This window comes from Devosia riboflavina (assembly GCF_000743575.1).
Classification (GTDB): domain Bacteria; phylum Pseudomonadota; class Alphaproteobacteria; order Rhizobiales; family Devosiaceae; genus Devosia; species Devosia riboflavina.
Genome location: NZ_JQGC01000003.1, coordinates 89,375 through 112,115 on the forward strand (window position 1 = coordinate 89,375; position 22,741 = coordinate 112,115).

Sequence of the window (22,741 nt, forward strand, 5' to 3'; positions counted from 1 at the left end):
TTTAGTTTGCCAGTTCCACGCGAATGCGGTTGCCGAAGGGATCCTGCGTTTCGACGCCCTTGTCCAGCCGCTCGATCGGCGCACCCGCCTTTTCTAGCCGGCTGATGACAGCATCAAAGTGCTCGGCCCCGGGCACGACAATGGTGAACCAGCGCAGGCCCGACGACCCCGCCGGCGGCAGCGCCGCATTGGGCCCCGACCAGATATTGAAGGCGACCGTATGCGGCATGTAGTCGAGCCCGACATCGCCCATCCCGAAGGAATTGATCAGCAGAAACCCGGCGAAGCCGATGACATCGCGATAAAAATCCATGGCCATGTGCAGGTCATTCACATGCACATGGATATGCCCAATGCGCGTCCCCGGCGGCATGCGCGTGGCCAGAACCGGCGCGGGTCCGAGTTCACCAAGCAGGCCATCGAGATCAATCGGCTCGCGCCCCGAATGCGGCTTGCCGTCCGCCGTCAGCGCATAGGTTTCGCCCTTTTCCGGATCGCCCAGCGATCCGCGCCACGGCGTTTCAAAAGTGATCTCGATGCCATTGCCGTCAAAATCCCAGAGATAGATGGCCTCGCTGACGAGGTGATCGGTCGGCGAAATTCGCACATTGCGCTGCAGCGCCCGCACCGCCATCTGCGCTAGGTCCACCCGCGCCGGCACATGCACGGCGACATGATAGAGCCCGATGCTGCGCGGCACGGCGGGGCGCACGGCCCCGGTCTCGAGTACGATCAGCACCTTGCCGCCCGCGCCAAGCTCAAGGAGATTCCCCCTCTCGGCGATCAGCTCGAGCCCAACCACATCCTGCCAGATGGCGAGGGCACGGGCGCGATCGGTCACCGCGATGTGGACCGGCCCCAGCGTCGTGCTGAGCGGCAATTGCGGTTTGGATTTCACCACTGTCTGAACGGATGTGTCGATCATGCCGACCTCCCAAAGGGGCTAAACTTGAATTGACCTCAATCTAGGCCCGCAGCATCGCGACTTCTATGGAAGCCACGGCGAAGGCTTCGTTCGCCCAAACCGCCCCAATCAGCGATCTTCCTGATGTCGCCAAACCATGCTTTGATCGCCGCCAGCAGAGGAGGGTTGCAATGCTCAGAGGGTTTGCCGTGACGCTGGCCATGCTCGCCAGCATGTCGAGTGCATTTGCCAATTGCTATGAAATGATCGGCTGCGACGACAGCGACTATTTCCAGCGCTCGGACCTCAGGCAATTGTCCTGCCAGTCGCTCTGGGAAGTACGCAACTGGATCTACAAGCAAAACGGCTATTGTTTTTCCACGCAGCGCGCCAAGAACGCCTTCGGCAATGACGGCTGCTGGATCACCAATCAGGCCCAGGTAAAACTCAACGCCGTGGAGCGGGAGAACGTGGCAACTATTGCATCCGTGGAGAAATCGCGCGGCTGCAACTAGGCTTCCCCGCTACAGGCCGTCACCCTCGGGCTTGACCCGAGGGCCCTGCACTTGCTGGCAAAACTTGGGTGAAACGTCCTCGGGTCAGGCCCGAGGATGACGGTCAGTGGGCTCAAACGCCCTCATTGTCCTCGTCGAAACCATTGTTGACGAGCTCGACAATGGCTTCCAGCGCCTCGCGGGCCTGCTTACCCGTCGCCTGCACCAAAATGGTCGAGCCCGGCCCGGCGCCGAGCATCATCAGGCCCATGATGGAATTGCCGTTGACCGACTGGCCGTCCTTGATGACGTGCAGCGATGCATCAAAACATTCCGCCGTGCGCACGAAGCGCGCCGATGCGCGCGCGTGCAGACCCTTGCGGTTGACGATGGTCAATTGCTGGGCGACGGCACGATCTCCATCCATTTCAGGATGCTCCACCAAGGATGGAATTGGCGACCGTAATATACTTGCGGCCCGCTTCCTGCGCGAGAGCCACCGCATCGGCCAGAGCAAGATCGCCGCGCACGCGCCCAAGCTTGACCAGCATGGGCAGGTTGACGCCCGCGATCACTTCGACATTGCGGTTCTGCATCACTGAAATCGCCAGGTTCGACGGCGTGCCGCCGAACATATCGGTGAGAATGATCACGCCATCGCCACTATCGGCGCGGTCGATCGCGGCCAAAATGTCCTCGCGCCGGGTTTCGGCGTTGTCTTCCGGACCGATGGCGATGGTCTCACACTGTTCCTGGGGTCCAACAACATGTTCGAGCGCCAGCTTGAACTCATCCGCCAGCGCGCCATGCGTCACCAGAACCAACCCGATCATGTATTCTCCCCAGACGATGGCTGCGTCTTAATCACGGCGCAGCCCCATCCCAGTCCAATAAGCCCCCGCTCCCTGCCTCGGGTGCATTTGGGAGCGGGCGCCAGTCTTGCCCCCGATGACACTGGTTGCAAGCGATAAATTGTCACCCTCCAGAGGGTATAGCGATTGCGCGCAGCGCCTCTTCGATCAAGAGGCGCTGGTGTTCGATTCCAATCACACCCGCCTGCGGCACCGGGCAACGGGCGATTTCAAGGCCCAAAAGCCTGACTTTGAAATCGTTGTTCTCGGGCATGCGTTCAAGGGCCGGCACGAGATCGACCACCAGATCGAGCCTTTTGCCACTTTGATAGGGCCGGCTGACAATGCCGTGACCGCGCAGTTCGATGAGCCCGGCAATGGTGGAAGGGGTGTGGAGCAGGATGGTTTTGCCATCGTGCTCAATGTCCACTCGATCATCGGAGACGAGTGCGGCATCGCGGTTGCGAGAGGCAAAGACATCGAGAAGATAGAGCGCCAGCAGCGATTTTCCGGAGCCGGAGGAGCCACGGATGAGGATACCCTTGCCGTCGAGCAATATCGCGGTTGCGTGGATGTTTTCTCGGGAGGTCATCGTTGCTGAACCATTCCTAGCTCTGACTCCTTCACTCCTTCCACGATGTCATTCCCGCGAAAGCGGGAACCCCTGTTTCAAAACGGAGGTCCCCGCTTTCGCGGGGATGACACAGCGAGAAATGGAGAGACCGAGCCAAGCGCCTCCCTCCCCCTTGTGGGGAGGGAATGAGGGTGGGGGTAGCGGCAAGCACCAATCCCAAAACCCTACCGCCGCGTCTTCGGCAGCGACACAGTAAATAGCGCCCCCGAGCGATCCCTCCGGTTCTGCGCCCTGATCGTGCCCTTGTGCGCATCGACGATCTGCTTGGAAATCGACAGGCCGAGCCCGGAATGATTGCCAAAGCTCTCGGTCTCCGGCCGGTCGGTGTAGAATCGCTGGAAAATCCGGCCGACATCGCCGGTAATCCCCGGCCCCTCGTCCATCACCGTCACGACAATCATGTCGGTCTCGGTAGACACCGTCACCGTCACCGTGCCATCGACCGGCGAGAAGGACACGGCATTGTCGATGAGATTGGCCAGCACCTGCGCCAGGCGGCTTTCATGCCCGGTGATGACGGTCGAGCCGCGCCCCAGGCGCTTGCCCATCACCACATTGACCTGCCGGCCCGCCGCCACATCCTTCTGGATGCCGACCATGGCCTCGGCCAGTTTTTCGACATCGACGAGTTCGGCGCTTTCGCGCGCCAGTTCCGCATCAAGCCGGCTGGCGCTCGAAATATCGGTAATCAGCCGGTCGAGCCGTTTTACGTCATGCTGGATGATGTCATTGAGCCGCTCCCGGTCTTCCGGCTTCTTGGCCAGCGGCAGCGTTTCCACCGCCGAGCGCAGGGAGGTCAGCGGGTTCTTCAATTCATGCGCCACGTCGGCCGCAAAGCGCTCGATGGCTTCGATGCGATTATAAAGCGCATCGGTCATGCGCCGCAGCGCGCCCGAGAGGTGCCCGATTTCGTCGGGGCGGTCTGTCAGGTCCGGAATTTCCGCACGCGCATTGCCCGCCGTCTGCACCCGCTCGGCCGCCGCCGACAGGCGCCGCATCGGACCGGCAATGGTGCCGGCGAGCAGCAGCGATAGCGCGATCTGCACCCCCGCCGCGATCAGTGCAATCCGCAAGATGCTCCAGCGCTCCTGCGCCACCACCGAGTCGATATCGCCCGGCGCCGTCGACAGGAGGATGGCCCCGACCACGGCGCGGAGGCGCTGCACCGGCACCGCCACCGAAACGACGAGCTGATTGTGCTCGTCGACGCGCACGAAATCGGCCGGCGCGCCCTGCAGGGCCGAGGCGACTTCGGGATAGCGCGTGCCCTCGTCCGCCCCATATTCCTGATATTTTGAAAAATTGTCGCCCGGCGCCCAGGCGATGAGCGCATTCCACCAATCGAGCAGGAAGAAATGCTGGGTCTTGGACGTATCGATCTGCTGCCGGATCACCTCGCCCGCGCGCAGGATATTGTCGCTATCGAGAATGAGCAGACCCTGCTGGTCATAGATGCGCGCCCGCGTCCGTGTCGGCGTGATCAGGTTCCTGAGCAGCGGGGCGACCCGCTCGGGGCTGATCGGAAATTCCAGCGAGGGATCGAAATAGGAGAGTGGGGAGACATTGCCCGCCTGCAATTCGATCAGGCGATCGGGATTGACCGAGATGACATCGCTGTCGACGGTCGCCGACGCCGCAATGGCCGCCGCGATGATTTCGCCCTGCACGCGCAGCGATTGCACGCGCGCATCGATGAGGCCGGCGCGCCACTGGTTGAGGTACAGAATCCCAACCACCAGCACGAGGAGGCCCGCGAGATTGAGCACGATAATGCGGCGCGTCAGGCTCGAAAAAATGGTGAAATCAACAAAGCGCCGCAGCGCTGTGATTACCTGGCCAAGCGGTTTTAGCGCCATGCGCCAGCCACGCCTGCTCCCTTTTTGCGCGGGAGCAGGTTCAGCGTCCCGCCCGGGACGCGTTCCCTCGACATGAGGATCGATGCTGGCCACGAAGTTCCTTATTGCTCCTTGAAGCGATAGCCGACGCCATAGAGCGTTTCGATCATTTCAAAGTCGTCGTCGGTCGCCTTGAACTTTTTGCGCAACCGCTTGATGTGGCTGTCGATGGTGCGATCATCGACATAGACCTGATCGTCATAGGCCGCATCCATCAGCGCATTTCGCGATTTTACCACGCCGGGACGCAAAGCGAGCGCCTGGAGGATAAGAAATTCGGTGACGGTCAGCGTCACGCGCTGGCCCTTCCACGTGCAAGTGTGGCGCTCTTCATCCATCACCAGCGAGCCGCGCTCGATCAGCGCCTTGCCCGGTACGGGTTCACCCGCAGGGCCGGCGGCAGCCGAAGGATCGCGCGGGGCGGAACGGCGGAGGATCGCCTTGACGCGCTCCACCAGCAGGCGCTGGCTGAACGGCTTGGTGATGAAATCGTCGGCGCCCATTTTCAGGCCAAACAGCTCGTCGATTTCCTCGTCCTTGGAGGTGAGGAAGATCACCGGCACGTCGGACTTCTGGCGCAGGCGCCGCAGCAGTTCCATGCCGTCCATGCGCGGCATCTTGATATCGAGAATGGCGAGATCGGGCTTGTCGGTGGTCAAGCCTTCGAGGCCCGAGGCCCCGTCGGTATAGGTCGCCACCTGATAGCCTTCCGCCTCGAGGGTGAGGGAAACGGAGGTAAGAATGTTCCGGTCGTCGTCCACGAGGGCGATCTTTGGCATATTCTGCCTTTCTATTTGCGACGCTTGCACCTTGCAGGACCAAAGGCCCCTTCAAGCGACGTTGCAGGCGACAATTACGCGTTAAATAAGGCGGGGCCAAGCCTCTAGCCAGTCCCTCACCCCCTACGAAATACCTGCGACTTCCGTCTTAAGACCGATTTCGGGATGGTTGGCGGGGGATCGGCCCGCCTATTTTTCTCTCCACCTGCTGCCCCGCGCGGCGCCCGATGGAGACGAAAAATGAGTGATTTGGACCACAACACCCTGCGCCGGGCTATCGCCGAAGCCGCACTATCACTCAGTGCAAACGCCATTGCCCCCCAACTGGTTGCCGATGCCCTCGCCTATGGTGGCGCCAAACTCACCACCCATGGCGCCCTTTCGGTCGAAACCGGCGCCTTCACCGGCCGCTCGCCCAAGGACAAGTTCGTGGTTCGCGATGGCCTGACCGAGGAAAAAGTCTGGTGGGACAATTCGGGCGCTCTTACGCCCGCCCAGTTCGACCTGCTCCTCAGCGACATCAAGGCGCACCTTGCAGGCCAGGATCTCTACCAGCAGGACCTCCTCGCCGGGGCCGATCCGCGCCACCAATATGGCGTCACCGTCCTTACCCCCAGCGCCTGGCACGCCCTCTTCATCCGCAATCTGCTCATTCGCCCGGGTGAAGGCATTGCCACTTCGGATGCGGCCACGCCCGTGACCATCATCCACGCGCCGCTGTTCACCGCCGACCCGGCCCGCCATGGCACGCGCACCGAAACCGTCATTGCGCTCGACATGAGCCGCAACGTGGTTCTCATCGGCGGCACGAGCTATGCCGGCGAAATCAAGAAGAGCGTTTTTTCGCTGTTCAATTTCCACGCGCCGGCGGACGACGTGCTGCCCATGCACTGCTCGGCCAATCTCGGGCCGGATGGAGAAGCCGCGCTCTTCTTCGGCCTTTCGGGTACTGGCAAGACGACGCTGTCCAATGATCCCGCCCGGCCGCTAATCGGGGACGACGAACATGGCTGGAGCAAAGACGGCGTCTTCAACCTCGAAGGCGGTTGCTACGCCAAGACGGTGAAGCTCAGCGCGTCGGCCGAGCCCGAAATCTTTACCGCCACCCGCACCTTTGGTACGGTGCTCGAAAACGTCGTGCTCGATGCTAACAGTGTGCCAGCATTTGACGACGTATCCCTCACCGAAAACACGCGCGCGGCCTACCCGCTCGACGTGCTGCCCTCGCTTGCCCCCGGCAGCGTCGGCGGCACGCCAAAAACCGTCGTCTTCCTCACGGCAGACGCTTTCGGCGTCCTCCCGCCGCTTGCAAAGCTCACGCCCGAACAGGCCGTCTACCATTTCCTTTCGGGCTACACCGCCAAGGTTGCCGGCACCGAACGCGGCGTCACCGAACCGCAGGCGACCTTCTCGGCCTGCTTCGGCGCCCCGTTCATGCCGCTGCACCCGACGGTCTACGGCGACATGCTGGCCGAGCGCCTGCGTTCGAGCGGCGCCCAGGCGTGGCTCCTCAATACCGGCTGGATCGGCGGCGCCTATGGGGTTGGAAAACGCATTGATATCGCCTCCACTCGCCGCCTCCTGACCGCGGCGCTCGACGGCACGCTCGACACTGCCCCGACCCGCGTCGATCCGCTCTTCGGCTTCGCCGTTCCCACTGATGTCGCCGGTGTCGACCCACGCCTCCTCGACCCGCGCCAGTGCTGGGCCGATACCGACGCCTATGACGTCCAGGCACTCAAGCTCGTCGATCTATTCCGCAATAATTTCAAGAAGTTCGGCCCCGATGCCGATGCGGAAGCCGGCCCGCAATTATTGCAGGCAGCCGAATAAACAAAGGGCGCCACTGGCGCCCTTTTCGTTTCCCGATCGGGAAGAACTCAGTTCGGCGAATAGAAGATGTGCGCCCCGACTTCGGCCACGCGGCTATAGGTATAGGACCAGGACGGGCGGACATTGGTCGTGTGATAGAACAGCGCCGAATCCGGAATGGCACCGATTTCTGCGCCGGTCGCATATTCGGCATAGACGTCCTTGGCGAGCGCCACGGAGCGGGCCCAGGCCTGACGTTCGCCGGGTGCATCGCCGCGGCCATCACAGGCAAAGGTGAACTGGCAGCGGTAGCGGCCATTATTGGCGCCCTGGTAGATCACGCCGCAGAGCGAGGACGGATACTTGTCCGAGCGGGCGCGGTTGACGATGACATTGGCAACCGCGAGCTGGCCGGCAGCGCTTTCGCCGCGCGCTTCGTGATAGATGGCCTGGGCAAGGCAATCGCGCTCGGCATTGGCGACTTCGGCGCGCTTGGCGGTCGGCTGATAGCCGCTGGCCACATAGGCGGCGAGCAGGTCCGGCGTCACGGTCGGCTGATGCGTCGGCGCGGCGGGCTTCATGAAACTGTCGATGGCCGAAAGGGCCGTATTACCACCATCGAGCGAACCGCGGGCGATATAGCCCATCAGCATTTCGGTCGAGAGCGGGGGCTGCACGCCACCCTCGGTCACGTCCACGGCGCGCAACTGCTGCTGGCGCGCGACATAATTGGAAAGGAGCGCATCGGTCAGCTTCTGCTGGCCCGGAGCCAGCGGCACCATGGTGGCGCCGAGAGCGGGCTGGGCGCGGACCTGAGCGATGGGTGCCGGAATTTCGAGCGGCAGGACGAGGTCGGTTTCGTTGGCATGGACCATGAGGGGCGAGGCGATCACGCCAACGACGAATGCCGTCGCGGCGAGTGCAGCCACTTTGAAAGCGGCGCGCGAGAACTTATGCCCCCAGCGTGAAGTCAATGCCCCGTCCTTGCCCCTGAGCCCATCCGTTACCTCCGGCGGGCCTTCTGGTTGGATCGCATTCGCAATCCGTGTTTGCGGGGGCACCCTAGCCAAGCCCGCAGAGAGATGGAAGCCAAAATTTACGGCTGGTTAACCATGCGCCTTAGCTTCTTAAAACACGGTTAATGCGCAAAGCCGATCTTGAAAACCCATGAAATCCATGGGCTTGCAACGTACTGACCAAAGGTTTTCGGAAAAAATTAGAATTTTATGCGCTTTTTAGCGCGTCTGATTCTTAACAGACCGATGCGGCGGGATCACAGGTTTCATCCCTGCCGTTAACGTCAAGGCGGGCGCAAAATACGCCCACCCAAGTCTTTTCGTCAGTGCGGAAAGGCCGCTTTGTGGACGTGAACTAGGCTCTCCATCACCGAAATACCAAGCGCCAAAACCTCGTCATTGGGATGGACGAGGTCCGGCACCATCACCGTCTGCATGCCGGCGGCATGCGCGGCGTGAACGCCGGCAAGGCTATCTTCGAGCGCGAGGCAATTGGCCGGGCTGATCTTCAGCCGGCTCGCCGCCGTCAGATAGGGCTCGGGATGCGGTTTTGGATGGGTCACATCATCGCGCGTAACGATGGTCTCGAAGAGATCGAGCAGGCCCGCCGCGCTCAGGTGGTGCTGGGCATGCGGGTTTCGCGACGAGGTCGCGACCGCCGTCGGGATATTGTTGGCATGAAGCGCGGCGATGAAATCATGCACGCCGGGCTTTACCGGCACGCCGCCATGCGAGCGCTCACGCATGCTGACGCGGCACTTTTCATCGAAGAGGGCATAGGGAAAACTAACGCCATAGGCTTCGAGCAAGAGTTGGCTCGTGCGCTCATGGCTGCCGCCCACCATGGAACGATGGACGTCGTCGGTCATTTCGAAACCGAGGTCAGTGCAGACCTCGAAGACGATGGTCTTGAAGACCGCTTCGGTGTCGAGCAAAGTGCCGTCCATATCGAAGATGGCGGCCTGAAATGGTGCAAGCTGTATCATCCGCCATGATATAGGCCGATTTGACCCCGCGCGCCAGACACGAGGGCGCAAGCGAGCCTTGCAGCACGGGCCGAAACATAGAGCCGACATGACCCAGTTCATCCCCGCCAAAAGCCATGCCGACCTCGGCCGCGACTTCTTCGATCCTGTGGCAGCAGCCGATTTTCCCAAGACAATCCTGCGCCATCGCGACCAGCGCTGGGCCGAGCGCATCGGTCTCGGCAACCTGACGGAGGAAGAGTGGCTCAAGCATTTCGGCCACTTCGACCCCCTGCCCGGTTCGCTGCCCCAGCCCTTGGCGCTTCGCTATCACGGCCATCAGTTCCGCACCTACAATTCCGACCTCGGCGACGGCCGCGGTTTTTTGTACGCTCAGTGTGTTGACCCTAAGGACGGGCGCCTCCTCGATCTCGCCACCAAGGGTTCCGGCAAGACCCCCTGGTCGCGCGGCGGCGATGGGCGCCTGACGCTCAAGGGCGGTGTGCGCGAAGTGCTGGCGACCGAAATGCTCGAGGCGCTTGGCGTCTATACCTCAAAGAGCTTTTCGCTCGTCGAAACCGGCGAAGAGCTCTATCGCGGCGACGAGCCCTCGCCGACCCGCTCGGCCGTTTTGACCCGCCTCAGCCACAGCCATATCCGCATCGGCACTTTTCAACGTCTCGCCTATCTCGAAGACACGGACAATCTCCGTCGCCTCGTCGATTATTCCATCGCCAACTATTATCCGCACCTCACCGGAGCCGCCGATCCGGCCGCGGCCCTCCTCGAAGCCGTAGTCGAAAAGGTCGCCCTTCTCGGCGCGCAGTGGATCGTTGCCGGCTTTGTCCACGGCGTGCTCAATACCGACAATATCAACATAACAGGCGAAAGCTTCGATTACGGCCCCTGGCGCTTCCTGCCGGTCTACGACCCCGATTTTACCGCCGCCTATTTCGACCAAACGGGCCTCTATAGCTTCGGCCGCCAGCCCGATACGCTCGCCTGGAACCTCACCCGCCTCGCCGAATGCCTGCTGCCGCTCTCGAACATCGAGGCGCTGGAACCAGCCCTCAACACGGTCTGGCCTATCTTTCGCACCCAGCTCCCCCTCGCCATGCTCCGCCGCCTCGGCCTCGCGCCCCGCGACGAAGACAGCAACAACGCCTTCGTCACCGCGCTCTTCGGCTTCCTTTCGGCCAGCAAGGCGCCCTATGAGCAATTCTTCTTCGACTGGCGCGGCGGCGCGCTCAGTGCCGAACGGGCAGCGCGCAGTCCTGCCGCCGAGTTCTACGCAACCGACGCCTTCCGTCCACTCGCGGATCTCCTCGAAACCTTCGCACCATCAGACGACGTCAATCTCGCCCACCCCTATTTCGCCCGCGAAAAGCCCCGCACCATGCTGATCGACGAAATGGAAGCTATCTGGACCCCAATCGCCGAACGCGACGACTGGGGGCTCTTTCACAAGACTCTGGGCGAGATTGCCGAAATGCGCGCGGCCTATGGCGTGAACATCTAGCCGGACATCACCTCCACCCTCATTCCCTCCCCACAAGGGGGAGGGAGGCGCAAGCCTCAGTCTTCTCGGTTCCTCCGTCTCCCTCCCCCTTGTGGGGAGGGATCAAGGGTGGGGGTACCCGCCTCACCGCCAGCCGAGTAGACTGTCGCCAAAACCACGGAGGACCCCATGCCCATCTACGCCCTCGACGGGATCACCCCGGAAATCTCCCCCGAGGTCGGCTGGATTGCGCCAACGGCGGTCCTCCTCGGCGATTGCCATATCGGCCCCGAAGTCGGCATCTGGTTCGGCGTGGTCGCCCGCGGCGATATCGAGCGCATCACCATTGGCGCCCGCTCCAATGTGCAGGAAAACTGCGTCCTCCACACCGACCAGGGCTTTCCCCTCACCATCGGGGAAAACTGCACCATCGGCCACAGCGCCATCATCCATGGCTGTACCATCGGCAACAACACGCTGATCGGCATGGGCGCCACGGTGCTCAATGGCGCAAAAATTGGAAAAAATTGCCTCATCGGCGCCAATGCACTCATCACCGAAGGCAAGGAAATCCCCGACAATTCCCTCGTCGTCGGCGCCCCCGGCAAGGTTATCCGCACGCTCGACGCCGAAGCCATTTCCGGCCTCACGGCCTCGGCCGATCGCTATGTGAAGAACGCCAAGCGCTTTGCCGCGGGTCTTGTGGAAGTGCATCGCCCGGGCGATTTCGACCCGGCCTAGGCGCGTTACCCAGTAGACCTATCCTGAGGCGCTCGCTGCAGGCGAGCCTCGAAGGACGAGGGCGTGGCACGACACCCTCCACGCGCCCGACCTCGTGGTTCGAGGCTACGCTGCGCTTCGCACCTCACCACGAGGTCTTCGAAATCCAGCAATTATGGCAGCATAACATCCACGCGCAGCCCTTCGCCGGGGCGGCTCTTGATGGAAATCTGCCCGCGATGGCGCTGTACGATGTGCTTGACGATGGCTAGGCCCAGGCCCGTGCCCTTCTTCTTGCGGCTGGTTTCGACCTCGATGCGGTAAAACCGCTCGGTCATGCGCGGCACGTGCTCGGGCTCGACGCCCGGACCATGGTCGACGACGCTGACGAGATGCTTGAAGCCGCCGCGATCGACCTTGGTCAGCGACACATCCACCGTCTTGCCCTCGGCGCCATATTTGATGGCGTTGTCGACGAGGTTTTCGAACACTTCATAAAGCTGGTTGCGGTCGCCGATCACTGTTACCGGCCCCTCGGGCAGGTCCAGGACCACATCGAGTTCGGCCGCCTTGGCTTGCGTCTGCAGCCCCTCGCGCACTTCGCGCAAGAGCCCCGCCAGATCCACCGAGCCGGTCGGGCGCACGTGCTGATACATCTCGATACGCGACAGGCTAAGCAGATCATCGATCAGCCGGCTCATGCGATCGGCCTGGCCGCGCATGATGCCGAGGAATTTTTCGCGCGCCACCGCGTCGCGGGCCGCGGGGCCAAGCAGGGTATCGATAAAGCCGAGAAGCGAGGCCAGCGGCGTGCGCAATTCGTGGCTGGCATTGGCGATGAAATCGGTGCGCATGGCATCGACGCGCTTCAATTCCGTCAGGCTCTGGAAGGTCACCAGCAGGTGCCGGTCGTCTTCCTCCAGCCAATCGCTGCCGGGGCTGCGGATGGGCGCCACGGTGACGCGATCCCAGGTTTCGCTCGGCAGCGTTTCGTGCAGTTCAAAACTATGCGGCGTTCCGGTGCGCAGCGCGGCGTCCACCGCCGCGACCAGCTCCGGATTGCGCATGACAAGGGTAAGCACCTTGCCCTTTTGCACATTGGGATATTGGCTCGCCGCCGCCTGGTTGCGATAGGCTACCGTGCCGCGCCGATCGAGCACGAGACAGGCTTCGCCCAAAGCCTCGGCAAAGGCGGCCATGACGTCCTCATCCGGCCCCTGGGGCAGAACGGGAACGGTCGGCGTTTCGACGATCCGCGTCACCGTGCGCACGGGCATGGGCAGGAAAGCGACGAATGCCAGCGCCACGAGATAGCCGAGCGCGGCAAAATCGGGCCGCAGATTGCCAAAAAGGACCAGCGCGACAAAAAGGCCGGCGAGCCCCAGGAGGAGCCCGGCATAATTGATGATGCGCGCCAAAATAGCCTGGCCACGCAGCACTGTCTGGGGCGACTGCGAATCGTCCATTTTTGACTGCCGAATCAAGCGCTTGCTCCCGCCTCTTGCGCGGGATCGAAACTTCTAGCACGTTGCTCGTGACAATGGAGCGACAGTGTGAGCGATCCCCTTACTGGCTTTGACATCGACAATCCCGAGCTTCCCTCCGCCATCAAGAAAGCGGCCCTGAAATCGGGCGGCTATCCCTATGACGAGAAGCTCGATGGCGACGAGTATGACACGCAGCTTTATGCGCTGCAAAAGCAACTCGTGCTGTTGCAGGCTCATATGGCCAAGGCCGGCGAGCGCATCGTGCTCGTCTTCGAGGGGCGCGATGCCGCCGGCAAGGGCGGTACCATCAAGACGATCCTCGAAAACCTCAATCCGCGCTTTAATCTCATCGCCGCACTGCCCAAGCCGAACGACCGCGAGCGCACGCAATGGTATTTTCAGCGCTATATCGACTGGCTGCCGGCCTCAGGCGAAATGGTGCTCTTCGACCGCTCCTGGTACAACCGCGCCGGCGTCGAGCCGGTCATGGGCTTTTGCACGCCGGAACAGACTGAACTCTTTCTCGACGAAGCCCCGGAATTCGAAAAGCGCCTGACCCGTGACGGCATCCGACTCTTCAAATTCTGGCTCTCCATCGGCCGCGAAATGCAATTGAAGCGTTTTCACGATCGGCGACACGATCCGCTCAAAACCTGGAAATTGTCGCCCATCGATCTCGAAGCGCTCCACAAGTGGGACGACTATTCCAAGGCCAGGGACCGGATGCTGGAGCGCACCGATTGCGCCCATGCCCCCTGGACCGTCATCCGCGCCAATGACAAGCGCCGGCTGCGGTTGAACGTCATCCGAACTGTGCTCAACGGCTTCGAATATGAGGGCAAGGACAAGAAGGCGATCGGCAAGATCGACGACAAGATCGTGCTGAGCGCGGAGCAGTTTTTGCAGATGGATGGGGAGTGAGGGGCGCGCTCACCCCCAGTAGACCTCACCCTGAGGCGCGAAGCGCAGCGTAGCCTCGAAGGGCGAGGGCGTGGCACAAAGCCTCCACTCGCCCACCCTCGTGGTTCGAGGCGGCGCCACGCGCCGCACCTCACCATGAGGGTTCCTAGGCCCTCACTTCAAAAACTTCGGCTCCACCAGCGCACCCTTGTGGCCAATGACCACCCCAGCCACGCGATGCGCCTCTTCCGCCGCCTCGCGGATCGACTTGCCGTTGAGCCGCGCTGACAGATAGCCGCCATTAAAACTGTCCCCGGCCCCGGTAGCATCCACCACCTTCTCGGCCGGCTTCGGCGAAATCCGCACGCGCTCACTGGCCGTCGCGATCAGCGCCTCTTTCGCCCCGTCCTTGACCACCACTTCCTCAACACCAAGCTCGAGATAGCGGTCCGCCGTATCGTCCACGCTCTTGTCACCAAAGAGCGGCGCTTCATCGGTGTGTGTGGGCAAGACGATATCGCAAAGGCTCGCCGCCGCCGTCAGCACCGAAGCCATCACCCGCGGGCTCGACCACAAGGCCGGCCGCAGATTGGTATCGAAGGCGATTTTCGCGCCATTATCCCGCGCCTTGACGATAGCCTCGAGCAGCCGCCCGCGCGCCTTGGGCGCCAGAATGGCGAGGGTAATGCCGGAGAAATAGACAAGGCTCGCGCCTTCCACGGCCTTCTGCAGCGCCGACTTATCATCGGCCAGCAGCTTTGCCGCCGACTGGTCGCGCCAATAGGTAAAGTGCCGGTCGCCCTTGTCCTGGTGGATCATATAGAGCCCTGGTCGCCGCTCGGGGATCGTACCGATATGGTCGGTCCCGATATGGTTATCCTTCAGGAAGCCGCGGATATCGTCGGAGTACCGGTCCTTGCCCAGCGCCGTCACATAGTCGACGTCCCAGCCTTTGCCGAGCAGCGCGCGCAAATACCAGGCCGTGTTGAGCGTGTCGCCGGCATAGCCCAGGCGATAGGTGCGATCCTCGCCACCGCTCATTTCGATCATGCACTCGCCGATGCTGACGATCCGCTTGCCGGCCATGGCCATCCTCCCAATTCCTCCAAAGGCTTATGCCGGGCGCCGCTTGCGCGGACAAGCCTTCAGCCCATAAACAGTGTAGCTAGAGCCAGGCAGTCTTCCATACAAGATTGGAAGCCACTATGCTCCACCCCGATTTATCTGTCTTGGAGCCGTCATGACCAGCCCGCGCCTCAGCCCCGCCATCCTTGGCTCCCTCAAGCCGGGCATCGGCGTGCCGAAATATGATCGGGCCAAGGTCACTCCCGGCATCGTGCATCTGGGCATCGGCGCCTTTCACCGTGCGCACATGGCCGTCTATGTCGACGATCTCCTCGCCGACGACCCAAGCTGGGGCATTGTCGGCGCCAGCCTCCGCCGCCCCGACACCAAGGAAGCACTGGAACCGCAGGGCGGCCTCTACACCATCGCCGTCCGCGATGCGGCAGGCACCCATCCGCGCGTCATCGGCTCCATCCTCTCGGTCATGGACGCGAACACCGAGCGCGATGCTCTTCTCGACCTGATGGCATCGCCCAATATCCGCGTCGTCTCGCTGACTGTCACCGAAAAAGGCTACTGCCACGATCCGGCGACCGGCGAACTCGACCAGAACCATCCCGACGTGGTCCACGACCTCGCCAATCCCGCATCGCCGAAATCGGCCCCCGGCATGCTGGTCGAAGCCCTTGCCCGTCGCAAGGCTGCCGGCATCGCGCCCTTCACGGTAATGAGCTGCGATAATCTCCCCTCCAATGGCGAGACCGCCAAGCGCATCGTCACCCGCTTCGCCGCCCTCCGCGACGCCGATCTCGGCGAATGGGTGAAGTCGGTCGCCTTCCCCTCGACCATGGTCGACCGCATCGTGCCTTCCACGACCGATGCCGACCGCGAGGAAGTAACAAGCCTGATCGGCGCTGAAGACGCCTGGCCGATCATGACCGAGCCTTTCACCCAGTGGGTGATCGAGGATCATTTCCCGTCCGGCCGCCCCGCCTTTGAAAAGGTCGGCGGTCAACTGGTGAAAGACGTGGAACCCTTCGAGCACATGAAGCTCAGGATGCTCAATGGCTCGCATTCGACCATGGCCTATCTCGGCTATCTCGGCGGCTATCAATATATCGCCGAGGTCATGGGCGACCCCGCCTATGTAAAGCTGATCCACGGCCTGATGACCGAAGAGGCCATGCCGACGCTCGACATGCCCGGCACCGACCTCGGCTTGTATCGCGACCAACTCCTCGAGCGTTTCCGCAATCCCGCGCTAAAACACCGCACCTGGCAGATCGCCATGGATGGTTCGCAAAAGCTGCCGCAGCGCCTTCTCGGCACCATCCGCGATCGCCTCAAGGCCGGCCAACCGATCACCCGCCTCGCCCTCGGCGTCGCCGCCTGGATGCGCTATGTCACCGGCATTGACGAAGAAGGCAACGAGATCGACGTCAGAGATCCGCATGCACTGAAAATGATGGCGATTTCGGCCGATGCCGGGGATGATCCGGTGGCGCTCTACGAAGGGCTGTCGAGCCTGACGGAGGTTTTTGGGACCGATCTCGCCGAAAACGCCGTGTTCCGCGACACGGTCATCAAGCATCTCGAAAGCCTCTTTGACGAGGGTGCCAAAGCGACGGTGGCGGAGGTTGTCGGCTGATCGAGAGCCACCAGCCTTCCCCTCGCCCCTTGCGGGAGAGGGACCGACTAATTTGCGTTCAGCAAATTGGTCAGGGTGAGGGGTATCCCTCCTCCGCAGAGGAGCAGGTGGATAGATCCAATACCCCTCATCCGCCCTTCGGGCACCTTCTCCCGCAAGGGGAGAAGGGCGAGCCGGCGGTTGGGAAGGGCCCCTAAACCTTCCCCTCCATCGCCCGATCGAAAATCGCCAGCGCCCGCTCCTTGGTCAGTTCCACCGGGTTGCCCCCCGCCGTGGGATCGACAATCGCCATGTCCCCGATCTTGTCCCGCTGCTCGCCATCGACCTTGAAATCCCGCAGCGTGTGCGGCACTTCCAATCGCAGCCGCAGCCCGATCACCGCATGCAGGAACGCATCAAAGCTCGGCGCCAGCCCGATATAGGCCGCCAGCCGCGCGATTTTTCCTTCAATGGCCGACTTATTCGCCTGCAGCACATAGGGCATGAAGACGGCATTGGTCATGCCGTGATGCGTATCATAGAGCGCGCCCACCGGATGGCTCAGCGCATGAATCGCCCCGAGCCCCTTCTGAAACGCCGTCGCCCCCATGGCCGCCGCGCTCATCATGTGGCCGCGCGCCTCGATATCACCGGGATTGGCCGCAACCTTGGGCAGGTTTTCGAACACCAGCCGAATACCCTCAACCGCGATGCCGTCAGCCAGCGGATGATAGCCCGGCGCACAATAGGCCTCCAGACAGTGCGCCAGCGCATCCATGCCCGTGCCCACGGTGATGAACTTTGGCATACCCACCGTCAGTTCGGGATCGGCAATGACAACCTTGGGCATCATCAGCGGATGGAAAATCACCTTCTTAGTATGGGTCGTCTCGTCGGTAATGACGCCCGCGCGCCCCACTTCCGAGCCCGTCCCTGCCGTTGTCGGCACGGCAACGATCGGGAAAATCCCTTTGGGATCGGCGCGCGTCCACCAGTCGCCGATATCCTCAAAGTCCCACATCGGCCGCGTCTGTCCAGCCATGAAGGCAATCACCTTGGCGGTATCGAGCCCGGACCCACCGCCAAAGGCGACGACCCCATCATAGCCGCCCTCGCGCAAAACTTTTATGCCCGCCTCGACATTGGCCGAGATCGGGTTCGGTTTCACGTCTGAGAAAAGCCCGACCTCGATGCCCCCGGCCTTGAGATCGGCCAATACCTTTTGCGTCACCGGCAGCGCCGCGAGCCCCGCATCGGTCACCAGCAGCGGCTTTTTTATCCCCGCCACTTTCAACGCATCGGGCAATTCGGCAATACGCCCCGCCCCGAAGCGGACGGCGGTCGGATAATTCCAGTTGGCTTTGGTCATTCTGGCCTCGTATCCCTGACTAACTCTCCGTCGTCATTGCCGGGCTTGTCCCGGCAATCCATCTCACCTCCGCATGGACCACCGGGACAAGCCCCGGTGGTGACGATAGAACGGAGAGAAATCCTCACTTGTGCCTCGAACCACGAGGGCCTGGCACTAGACCCGCCGGAGATGAAAACTCTTGGGCTGGGTCAAATTGTGGTAGCCAATCTCGCTGAGGCCACCGCCCTTGCCGGTATCCTTCACCCCGGTCCAGACGAGCGCAGGGTCGAGATAGTCGCAACGATTGGCGAAAACCGTACCGGTCTCGACCTCGCCGCCGATCCGCCCGGCCGCCGCGATGTCCTCGGTCCAGATCGACGCCGTCAGCCCATAGGGGCTGTCGTTCATCAAGGTAATCGCCTCAGCGTCGTCTGATACCTTCATGATGCCCACGACCGGCCCAAAGCTCTCCTCGCGCATGACGCTCATCTGGTGATTGACGCCCGTCAGCACTTCCGGCGGCAGATAAGGCGAGCCCGCCACATCGCGCGCATCGCCCCAGTTGAGATGCCGCTTCGCGCCCCCGCGCACGGCCTCTTCCGTCTGCCCGCGCACATGGTCGGCAAAACTGCCCCGTGCCATGGGCCCGACAATGGTTGCAGGATCGAGCGGATCGCCCAGGGTCCAGCCGCGCGCCTGTTCGACAAAGCGCTCGACAAAGCCGTCATAGACCTCCGCATGCACATAGATGCGCTCGACCCCGCAGCACGATTGCCCCGAATTGAAAAAGCTGCCGTCGACAAGGTTTTCCGCGGCAAAATCGAGATTGGCATCGGCTCGGACATAGGCAGGGTCCTTGCCACCGAGCTCAAGGCCCAAAGTGGCAAAAGTCCCGGCCGCTGCCCTCTCGATCCGCCGCCCGCCTTCCACCGATCCGGTGAAATTGATGTGGTCGATCTCGCCCGAGCCGACCAGTTTTTCCGTATCCGCATGGCCGAGCACAAGGTTCTGGAAAATCCCCTCCGGCAACCCTCCGGCCTTCGCCGCCGCCGAAAAGCGCTCGCCCGCCAGCAGCGTCTGGCTCGCATGTTTCAGCAGCACCGCATTGCCCGCCACCAGCGCCGGCACGATGGAATTGACCGCTGTAAGAAACGGATAATTCCAGGGCGCAATGACCAGCACCACGCCCAGCGGTTCATGCGAAATATAGCGCACAAAACCCTCTTTCGCAGGCCGCATCGACGGCGCCAGGGTCGTCTCGGCAATATCGAGCATATGCCGGCTGCGTTCCTCGACCCCACGCTTTTCCGCCCCAAAGCGGATCGGCCGGCCCATCTGCCAGGCGAGTTCGGGCACGATTTCGTCGTTCATTGTAAGCAGGGCATCGACCATGCGCCCCACCGCCGCGACGCGTTCGGCCACCGCTACCGTGCGCCAGGCCCGCTGCGCTGCCTTGGCCCGGCTCACGGCCGCAGCGATAGCAGCGCCATCCAGCGTCTGCCGCTCGGCAAACACTTTTCCGTTCACGGGAGAAATGATCTGGACCGTCTCGGTCATGCTTTTATTCCGTTCAAACTTTGTATCATTGCCGGGTGGCTCTCGAGAGAGCCCACCAGCTGCCCCCATTCCTTCGTCACTACCGGGCTTGTCCCGGTAGTCCATGCGGAGGCAAGATGGATTGCCGGGACAAGCCCGGCAATGACGGCGAACGATGGGTGTTGCTGCAAACGGACCTCTTCAGCTCCGCTCGAACCCGCGTTTGCGCTCCCAGTCGGTCACGCGGCGATCATATTCGAACTGCTCCCAATTGCCCGTGTGCACATAGTGCTCCACTACCTCGGCCCCAAAAGCCTCGATGAGCATTTTTGAACCCTGCAGTGCTGCCACCGCATCGCGCAGCGTCTTGTGCACCTCGCGCAGTTTTTCGCCCGAATAGGCATCGCCCGAAAAGGCAGGCTCCAGCACCAGCTTGTCTTCAATGCCCTTCAACCCCGCAGCCAGCAACGCCGCAAAGGCGAGGTATGGATTGAGATCGGCGCCACCAATCCGGCACTCAACGCGAACACCCCTAGTGTTTTCTCCGCAGAGTCTAAAACCCGCCGTGCGATTATCGCTGCTCCAGATCGCCTTGGTCGGCGCAAAAGTGCCGACCTGGAAGCGCTTATAAGAGTTGATATAGGGCGCGAGGAAATAGGTGATGTCGCCGGCATAGGTGAGCAGTCCGGCCATAAAATGCTTCATCAGCGCCGACATGCCCAGTTCGTCCTTCTTGTCGACAAACTGATTTTTTCCGTCCTTGGCCAGCGACATGTGAATGTGCGCGGAAGACCCGGCGAGGTCGTATGCCCACTTGGCCATGAAGGTGACAGCCTTGCCCTGGCCGAAGGCGATTTCCTTGGTGGCGTTCTTGATGACCACATGCCGATCGGCCATGGTTAGGGCCTCGGCATAGCGCACATTGATCTCTTCCTGGCCCGGGCCCCATTCGCCCTTGGAATTTTCAACCGGAATGCCGGAGGCGTGCAGCTGATTGCGCAGCGCCCGCATCACCCCTTCTTCCTTGGTCGTCTGGAAGATGTGGTAGTCCTCGATGTAATAGCCGGCGGCGGTCAGGTTCTGATAACCCTTGTCATGGGCCGAGCGGAACGTCTCGTCGAAGAGATAGAATTCGAGCTCGCTGGCAAAATTGGCCGAAAGCCCCATGGCCTCCAGCCGCGCCAACTGCTTTTTCAGAATGCTGCGCGGCGCATGCGGAATGGGCTCGTGATGATGGTGATCGACGAGATCGGCCAGCACCAGCGCCGTGCCCTCCAGCCAGGTACACTTCATCAATGTGGACAGATCAGGCTTCATGACGAAGTCGCCATAGCCCTTGCCCCAATTGGCGGCCGCATAGCCGGGCACCGGCTCCATGTCGATATCATCGGCGAGCAGATAATTGCAGCCATGGGTCTCGTCCATGGCGCCATCGAGGAAGAATTCGGCCTGAAACCGCTTACCGATCAGCCGCCCCTGCATATCGGGAAAGGCAACGAGCACCGTATCTATCCGCCCTTCGGCGACGTCCTTGCGCAGTGTGTCGAGCGAATAGCCCACGTTTTTGTTCCCTCTATTTGTCAGCCCGCCGCGTCATTGGTGCGCGATGGGGTCGGGGCGCCGTTCTCCGCGGCGCCCCTTTTTTATGGTCAGGCCTTTGGCGCGACCGCCGCGGCCACGGCGGCATCGCCGCGATGCTCAAGCGCGAACTCTTCTTCGGGCGAGAGGATCAGCTTGTGTCGGCCAACGAGCGCGAAATAGACCACGCCCACCGCACACCAGAGGATCACCCAGATGACGCCCCGGTAAAAATTCGGGTCCTGCAACTGGTAGAACAGCGTCACCGCCGCGATGATGATGGTCAGCACCGCGCCCGGAACGCCCACCGGCGAGCGGAACGGCCGCTCGATATTGGGCTGGTTACGCCTGAGGATGATGAAGCTCAGCGCCTGCATGATGTAACTCAGCATGGCGCCGAACACGGCCATATTGAGCAGTACCGAGCCGATGATGTCGTCGCCAAGCTGCGTTTCGCCCGGTCCGCCGCCACCATTGACGAACCAGATCGCCAGCATGACGACGAGGCCGAGCGTCGCGCCCGAAATCATCGCCAGATGCGGCGTCTTGTACTTGTCATGCGTCACCGAGAGAGCCGACGGGAAATAGCCGGCGCGGCTCAGCGAATAGACCTGGCGGCCCTGCGCATAAAGGATGGTGTGGAACGAGGCGATAAGACCGATCAGCGCCACGATGCCGAAGAGCGGCGCAGCAGCATCGCCATAAATAGCGCGGATACCGTCCAGAGCCGGTTCAAGCGAAGACCCCAGCGCAAAGCTGCCGACACCCGGAATGGAGGGGTTGAGCAGCACAATGAGGAAGGCCGAAAGCAGCAGCGTGCAGAAGCCGAGGAGAATACCGCGCGGCAGATCCCGCTTGGGATCGACGGATTCCTCAGCCGCCAGCGGCACCTGCTCGATGGCAAGGAAGAGCCAGACGGCGAAGGGCAGCGTCGCTAAAACGCCCTGAAACCCAAACGGGAACCACGATCCATTGCCCTCGGGCAATTCGACGGCGCCACCCTCGGGCCCGACACCGATATTGAGCGCCCAGCGGCCAAAATCGATATTGGGGAAGGCACTGACCCAGAAGAAGGCAAGGCCCGCCAGCGAAATCAGGGTAACGACCAGCGTCACCTTATAGGAAAGCGCCACGCCATAGATGTTGAGCGCGAGGAAGATGATGAAGAACACCACCCAGAGGATGGGGTAATAAGCTGTGTCCAGCCCGGTGATCGAGCCGAAATAGCCCGAGATAAAGGTACAGATCACCGCCGGGGTGAGCACATATTCGACGTTCTCGAAGAGCCCCGTGATGAAACCGCCCCATGGCCCCATCGACGTACGCGCGAAAGAATAGGCCGCGCCCGTATGCGGCAGCGCCGGGCTCATTTCCGCGATCGAGGAAACGAGGCCCAGATACATGATGGCGATGATGGCGGCGGCCACGACCATGCCGCCCCAGCCGCCGGTCATGAAGCCAAAATTCCAGCCGGAAAAATGGCCTGAAATCACGGCGCCCACGCCAAGCGCCCAAAGCGACCAGATGCCCGCATAGCGCTGCAGCCCTCGCTTTTCGAAATACGACTTGTCTCGTGTCGCGTAAGCGACACTTCCCACCTTCTTGGTATCAGCCATGGTCCCTGTCCCC

The 22,741-nt window shown here is 62.0% G+C and carries 20 protein-coding genes; 6 read left to right on the forward strand and 14 right to left on the reverse strand.

Going from position 1 to position 22,741, the window contains the following annotated elements; genetic code table 11:
• Position 1: 1 nt before the first annotated feature.
• Positions 2-925 carry a VOC family protein gene (locus JP75_RS03665; protein ID WP_051960295.1) on the reverse strand — a complete coding sequence of 308 codons (924 nt, stop codon included), beginning with the start codon at positions 923-925 and terminating at the stop codon, positions 2-4.
• Positions 926-1,095: 170 nt separating this feature from the next.
• On the opposite strand from JP75_RS03665, the gene JP75_RS26135 reads away from it, so the two are divergent.
• Positions 1,096-1,419: a YARHG domain-containing protein gene (locus tag JP75_RS26135; protein ID WP_051960298.1), complete on the forward strand. Its 324-nt coding sequence runs from the start codon at positions 1,096-1,098 to the stop codon at positions 1,417-1,419.
• Positions 1,420-1,531: 112 nt separating this feature from the next.
• Here JP75_RS26135 and JP75_RS03675 read toward each other — a convergent pair whose 3' ends face one another.
• From JP75_RS03675 to JP75_RS03695, 5 genes are all read right to left on the reverse strand, one after another.
• Positions 1,532-1,825 (reverse strand): HPr family phosphocarrier protein, encoded by a 294-nt coding sequence (locus JP75_RS03675; protein ID WP_035079451.1) that lies wholly within the window; start codon positions 1,823-1,825, stop codon positions 1,532-1,534.
• Between the two features lies 1 nt (position 1,826).
• On the reverse strand, positions 1,827-2,231 hold the full coding sequence (locus tag JP75_RS03680) for a PTS sugar transporter subunit IIA (RefSeq protein WP_035079454.1): 405 nt from the start codon (positions 2,229-2,231) through the stop codon (positions 1,827-1,829).
• Between the two features lie 142 nt (positions 2,232-2,373).
• Positions 2,374-2,841 (reverse strand): HPr kinase/phosphorylase, encoded by a 468-nt coding sequence (locus tag JP75_RS03685; RefSeq protein ID WP_035079457.1) that lies wholly within the window; start codon positions 2,839-2,841, stop codon positions 2,374-2,376.
• A gap of 206 nt (positions 2,842-3,047) precedes the next feature.
• Positions 3,048-4,739: a sensor histidine kinase gene (locus JP75_RS03690; protein ID WP_084587456.1), complete on the reverse strand. Its 1,692-nt coding sequence runs from the start codon at positions 4,737-4,739 to the stop codon at positions 3,048-3,050.
• 101 nt (positions 4,740-4,840) lie between these two features.
• Positions 4,841-5,557, reverse strand: a complete 717-nt coding sequence (locus JP75_RS03695) for a response regulator transcription factor (protein WP_035079460.1) — start codon at positions 5,555-5,557, stop codon at positions 4,841-4,843.
• 240 nt (positions 5,558-5,797) lie between these two features.
• Here JP75_RS03695 and pckA point away from each other — a divergent pair, with 240 nt between their 5' ends.
• Positions 5,798-7,390: a phosphoenolpyruvate carboxykinase (ATP) gene (pckA, locus tag JP75_RS03700; RefSeq protein ID WP_035079463.1), complete on the forward strand. Its 1,593-nt coding sequence runs from the start codon at positions 5,798-5,800 to the stop codon at positions 7,388-7,390.
• Positions 7,391-7,437: 47 nt separating this feature from the next.
• Here pckA and JP75_RS25065 read toward each other — a convergent pair whose 3' ends face one another.
• Together JP75_RS25065 and JP75_RS03710 are read right to left on the reverse strand one after the other, a co-directional pair.
• Positions 7,438-8,343 carry a cell wall hydrolase gene (locus JP75_RS25065; protein ID WP_051960300.1) on the reverse strand — a complete coding sequence of 302 codons (906 nt, stop codon included), beginning with the start codon at positions 8,341-8,343 and terminating at the stop codon, positions 7,438-7,440.
• A gap of 365 nt (positions 8,344-8,708) precedes the next feature.
• The gene (locus JP75_RS03710) at positions 8,709-9,371 is read right to left on the reverse strand and encodes an HAD family hydrolase (protein WP_035079466.1); all 663 of its coding nucleotides are present in this window, start codon (positions 9,369-9,371) and stop codon (positions 8,709-8,711) included.
• A gap of 88 nt (positions 9,372-9,459) precedes the next feature.
• Between JP75_RS03710 and JP75_RS03715 the strand changes: the two genes are divergently transcribed.
• Both JP75_RS03715 and JP75_RS03720 read left to right on the forward strand, forming a co-directional pair.
• Positions 9,460-10,869: a protein adenylyltransferase SelO gene (locus JP75_RS03715; protein WP_035079469.1), complete on the forward strand. Its 1,410-nt coding sequence runs from the start codon at positions 9,460-9,462 to the stop codon at positions 10,867-10,869.
• 168 nt (positions 10,870-11,037) lie between these two features.
• Positions 11,038-11,589 carry a gamma carbonic anhydrase family protein gene (locus tag JP75_RS03720; RefSeq protein ID WP_035079471.1) on the forward strand — a complete coding sequence of 184 codons (552 nt, stop codon included), beginning with the start codon at positions 11,038-11,040 and terminating at the stop codon, positions 11,587-11,589.
• Positions 11,590-11,741: 152 nt separating this feature from the next.
• On the opposite strand, the gene JP75_RS03725 is transcribed toward JP75_RS03720, so the two are convergent.
• Positions 11,742-13,034 carry a sensor histidine kinase gene (locus tag JP75_RS03725; RefSeq protein WP_035079474.1) on the reverse strand — a complete coding sequence of 431 codons (1,293 nt, stop codon included), beginning with the start codon at positions 13,032-13,034 and terminating at the stop codon, positions 11,742-11,744.
• 87 nt (positions 13,035-13,121) lie between these two features.
• Between JP75_RS03725 and ppk2 the strand changes: the two genes are divergently transcribed.
• On the forward strand, positions 13,122-13,976 hold the full coding sequence (gene ppk2 / locus JP75_RS03730; protein WP_051960302.1) for a polyphosphate kinase 2: 855 nt from the start codon (positions 13,122-13,124) through the stop codon (positions 13,974-13,976).
• Between the two features lie 153 nt (positions 13,977-14,129).
• On the opposite strand, the gene JP75_RS03735 is transcribed toward ppk2, so the two are convergent.
• Positions 14,130-15,041: a sugar kinase gene (locus JP75_RS03735; RefSeq protein ID WP_035080163.1), complete on the reverse strand. Its 912-nt coding sequence runs from the start codon at positions 15,039-15,041 to the stop codon at positions 14,130-14,132.
• Between the two features lie 154 nt (positions 15,042-15,195).
• Here JP75_RS03735 and JP75_RS03740 point away from each other — a divergent pair, with 154 nt between their 5' ends.
• Positions 15,196-16,668: a mannitol dehydrogenase family protein gene (locus JP75_RS03740; protein WP_035079478.1), complete on the forward strand. Its 1,473-nt coding sequence runs from the start codon at positions 15,196-15,198 to the stop codon at positions 16,666-16,668.
• Positions 16,669-16,861: 193 nt separating this feature from the next.
• Here the strand turns inward: JP75_RS03740 and JP75_RS03745 are convergent, their stop codons facing one another.
• The 4 genes from JP75_RS03745 to JP75_RS03760 all read right to left on the reverse strand — a co-directional run bounded on the left by JP75_RS03745 (position 16,862) and on the right by JP75_RS03760 (position 22,728).
• On the reverse strand, positions 16,862-18,016 hold the full coding sequence (locus JP75_RS03745) for an iron-containing alcohol dehydrogenase (RefSeq protein WP_035079481.1): 1,155 nt from the start codon (positions 18,014-18,016) through the stop codon (positions 16,862-16,864).
• A gap of 156 nt (positions 18,017-18,172) precedes the next feature.
• Complete coding sequence (locus JP75_RS03750; protein ID WP_035079484.1) at positions 18,173-19,555, reverse strand: aldehyde dehydrogenase family protein; 1,383 nt, start codon at positions 19,553-19,555, stop codon at positions 18,173-18,175.
• A 180-nt stretch (positions 19,556-19,735) separates the two neighbouring features.
• Complete coding sequence (locus tag JP75_RS03755; protein WP_035079487.1) at positions 19,736-21,094, reverse strand: glutamine synthetase family protein; 1,359 nt, start codon at positions 21,092-21,094, stop codon at positions 19,736-19,738.
• Positions 21,095-21,183: 89 nt separating this feature from the next.
• Positions 21,184-22,728, reverse strand: coding sequence for an amino acid permease (locus tag JP75_RS03760; protein WP_035079490.1), 1,545 nt, complete (start codon positions 22,726-22,728; stop codon positions 21,184-21,186).
• Positions 22,729-22,741: the final 13 nt, after the last annotated feature.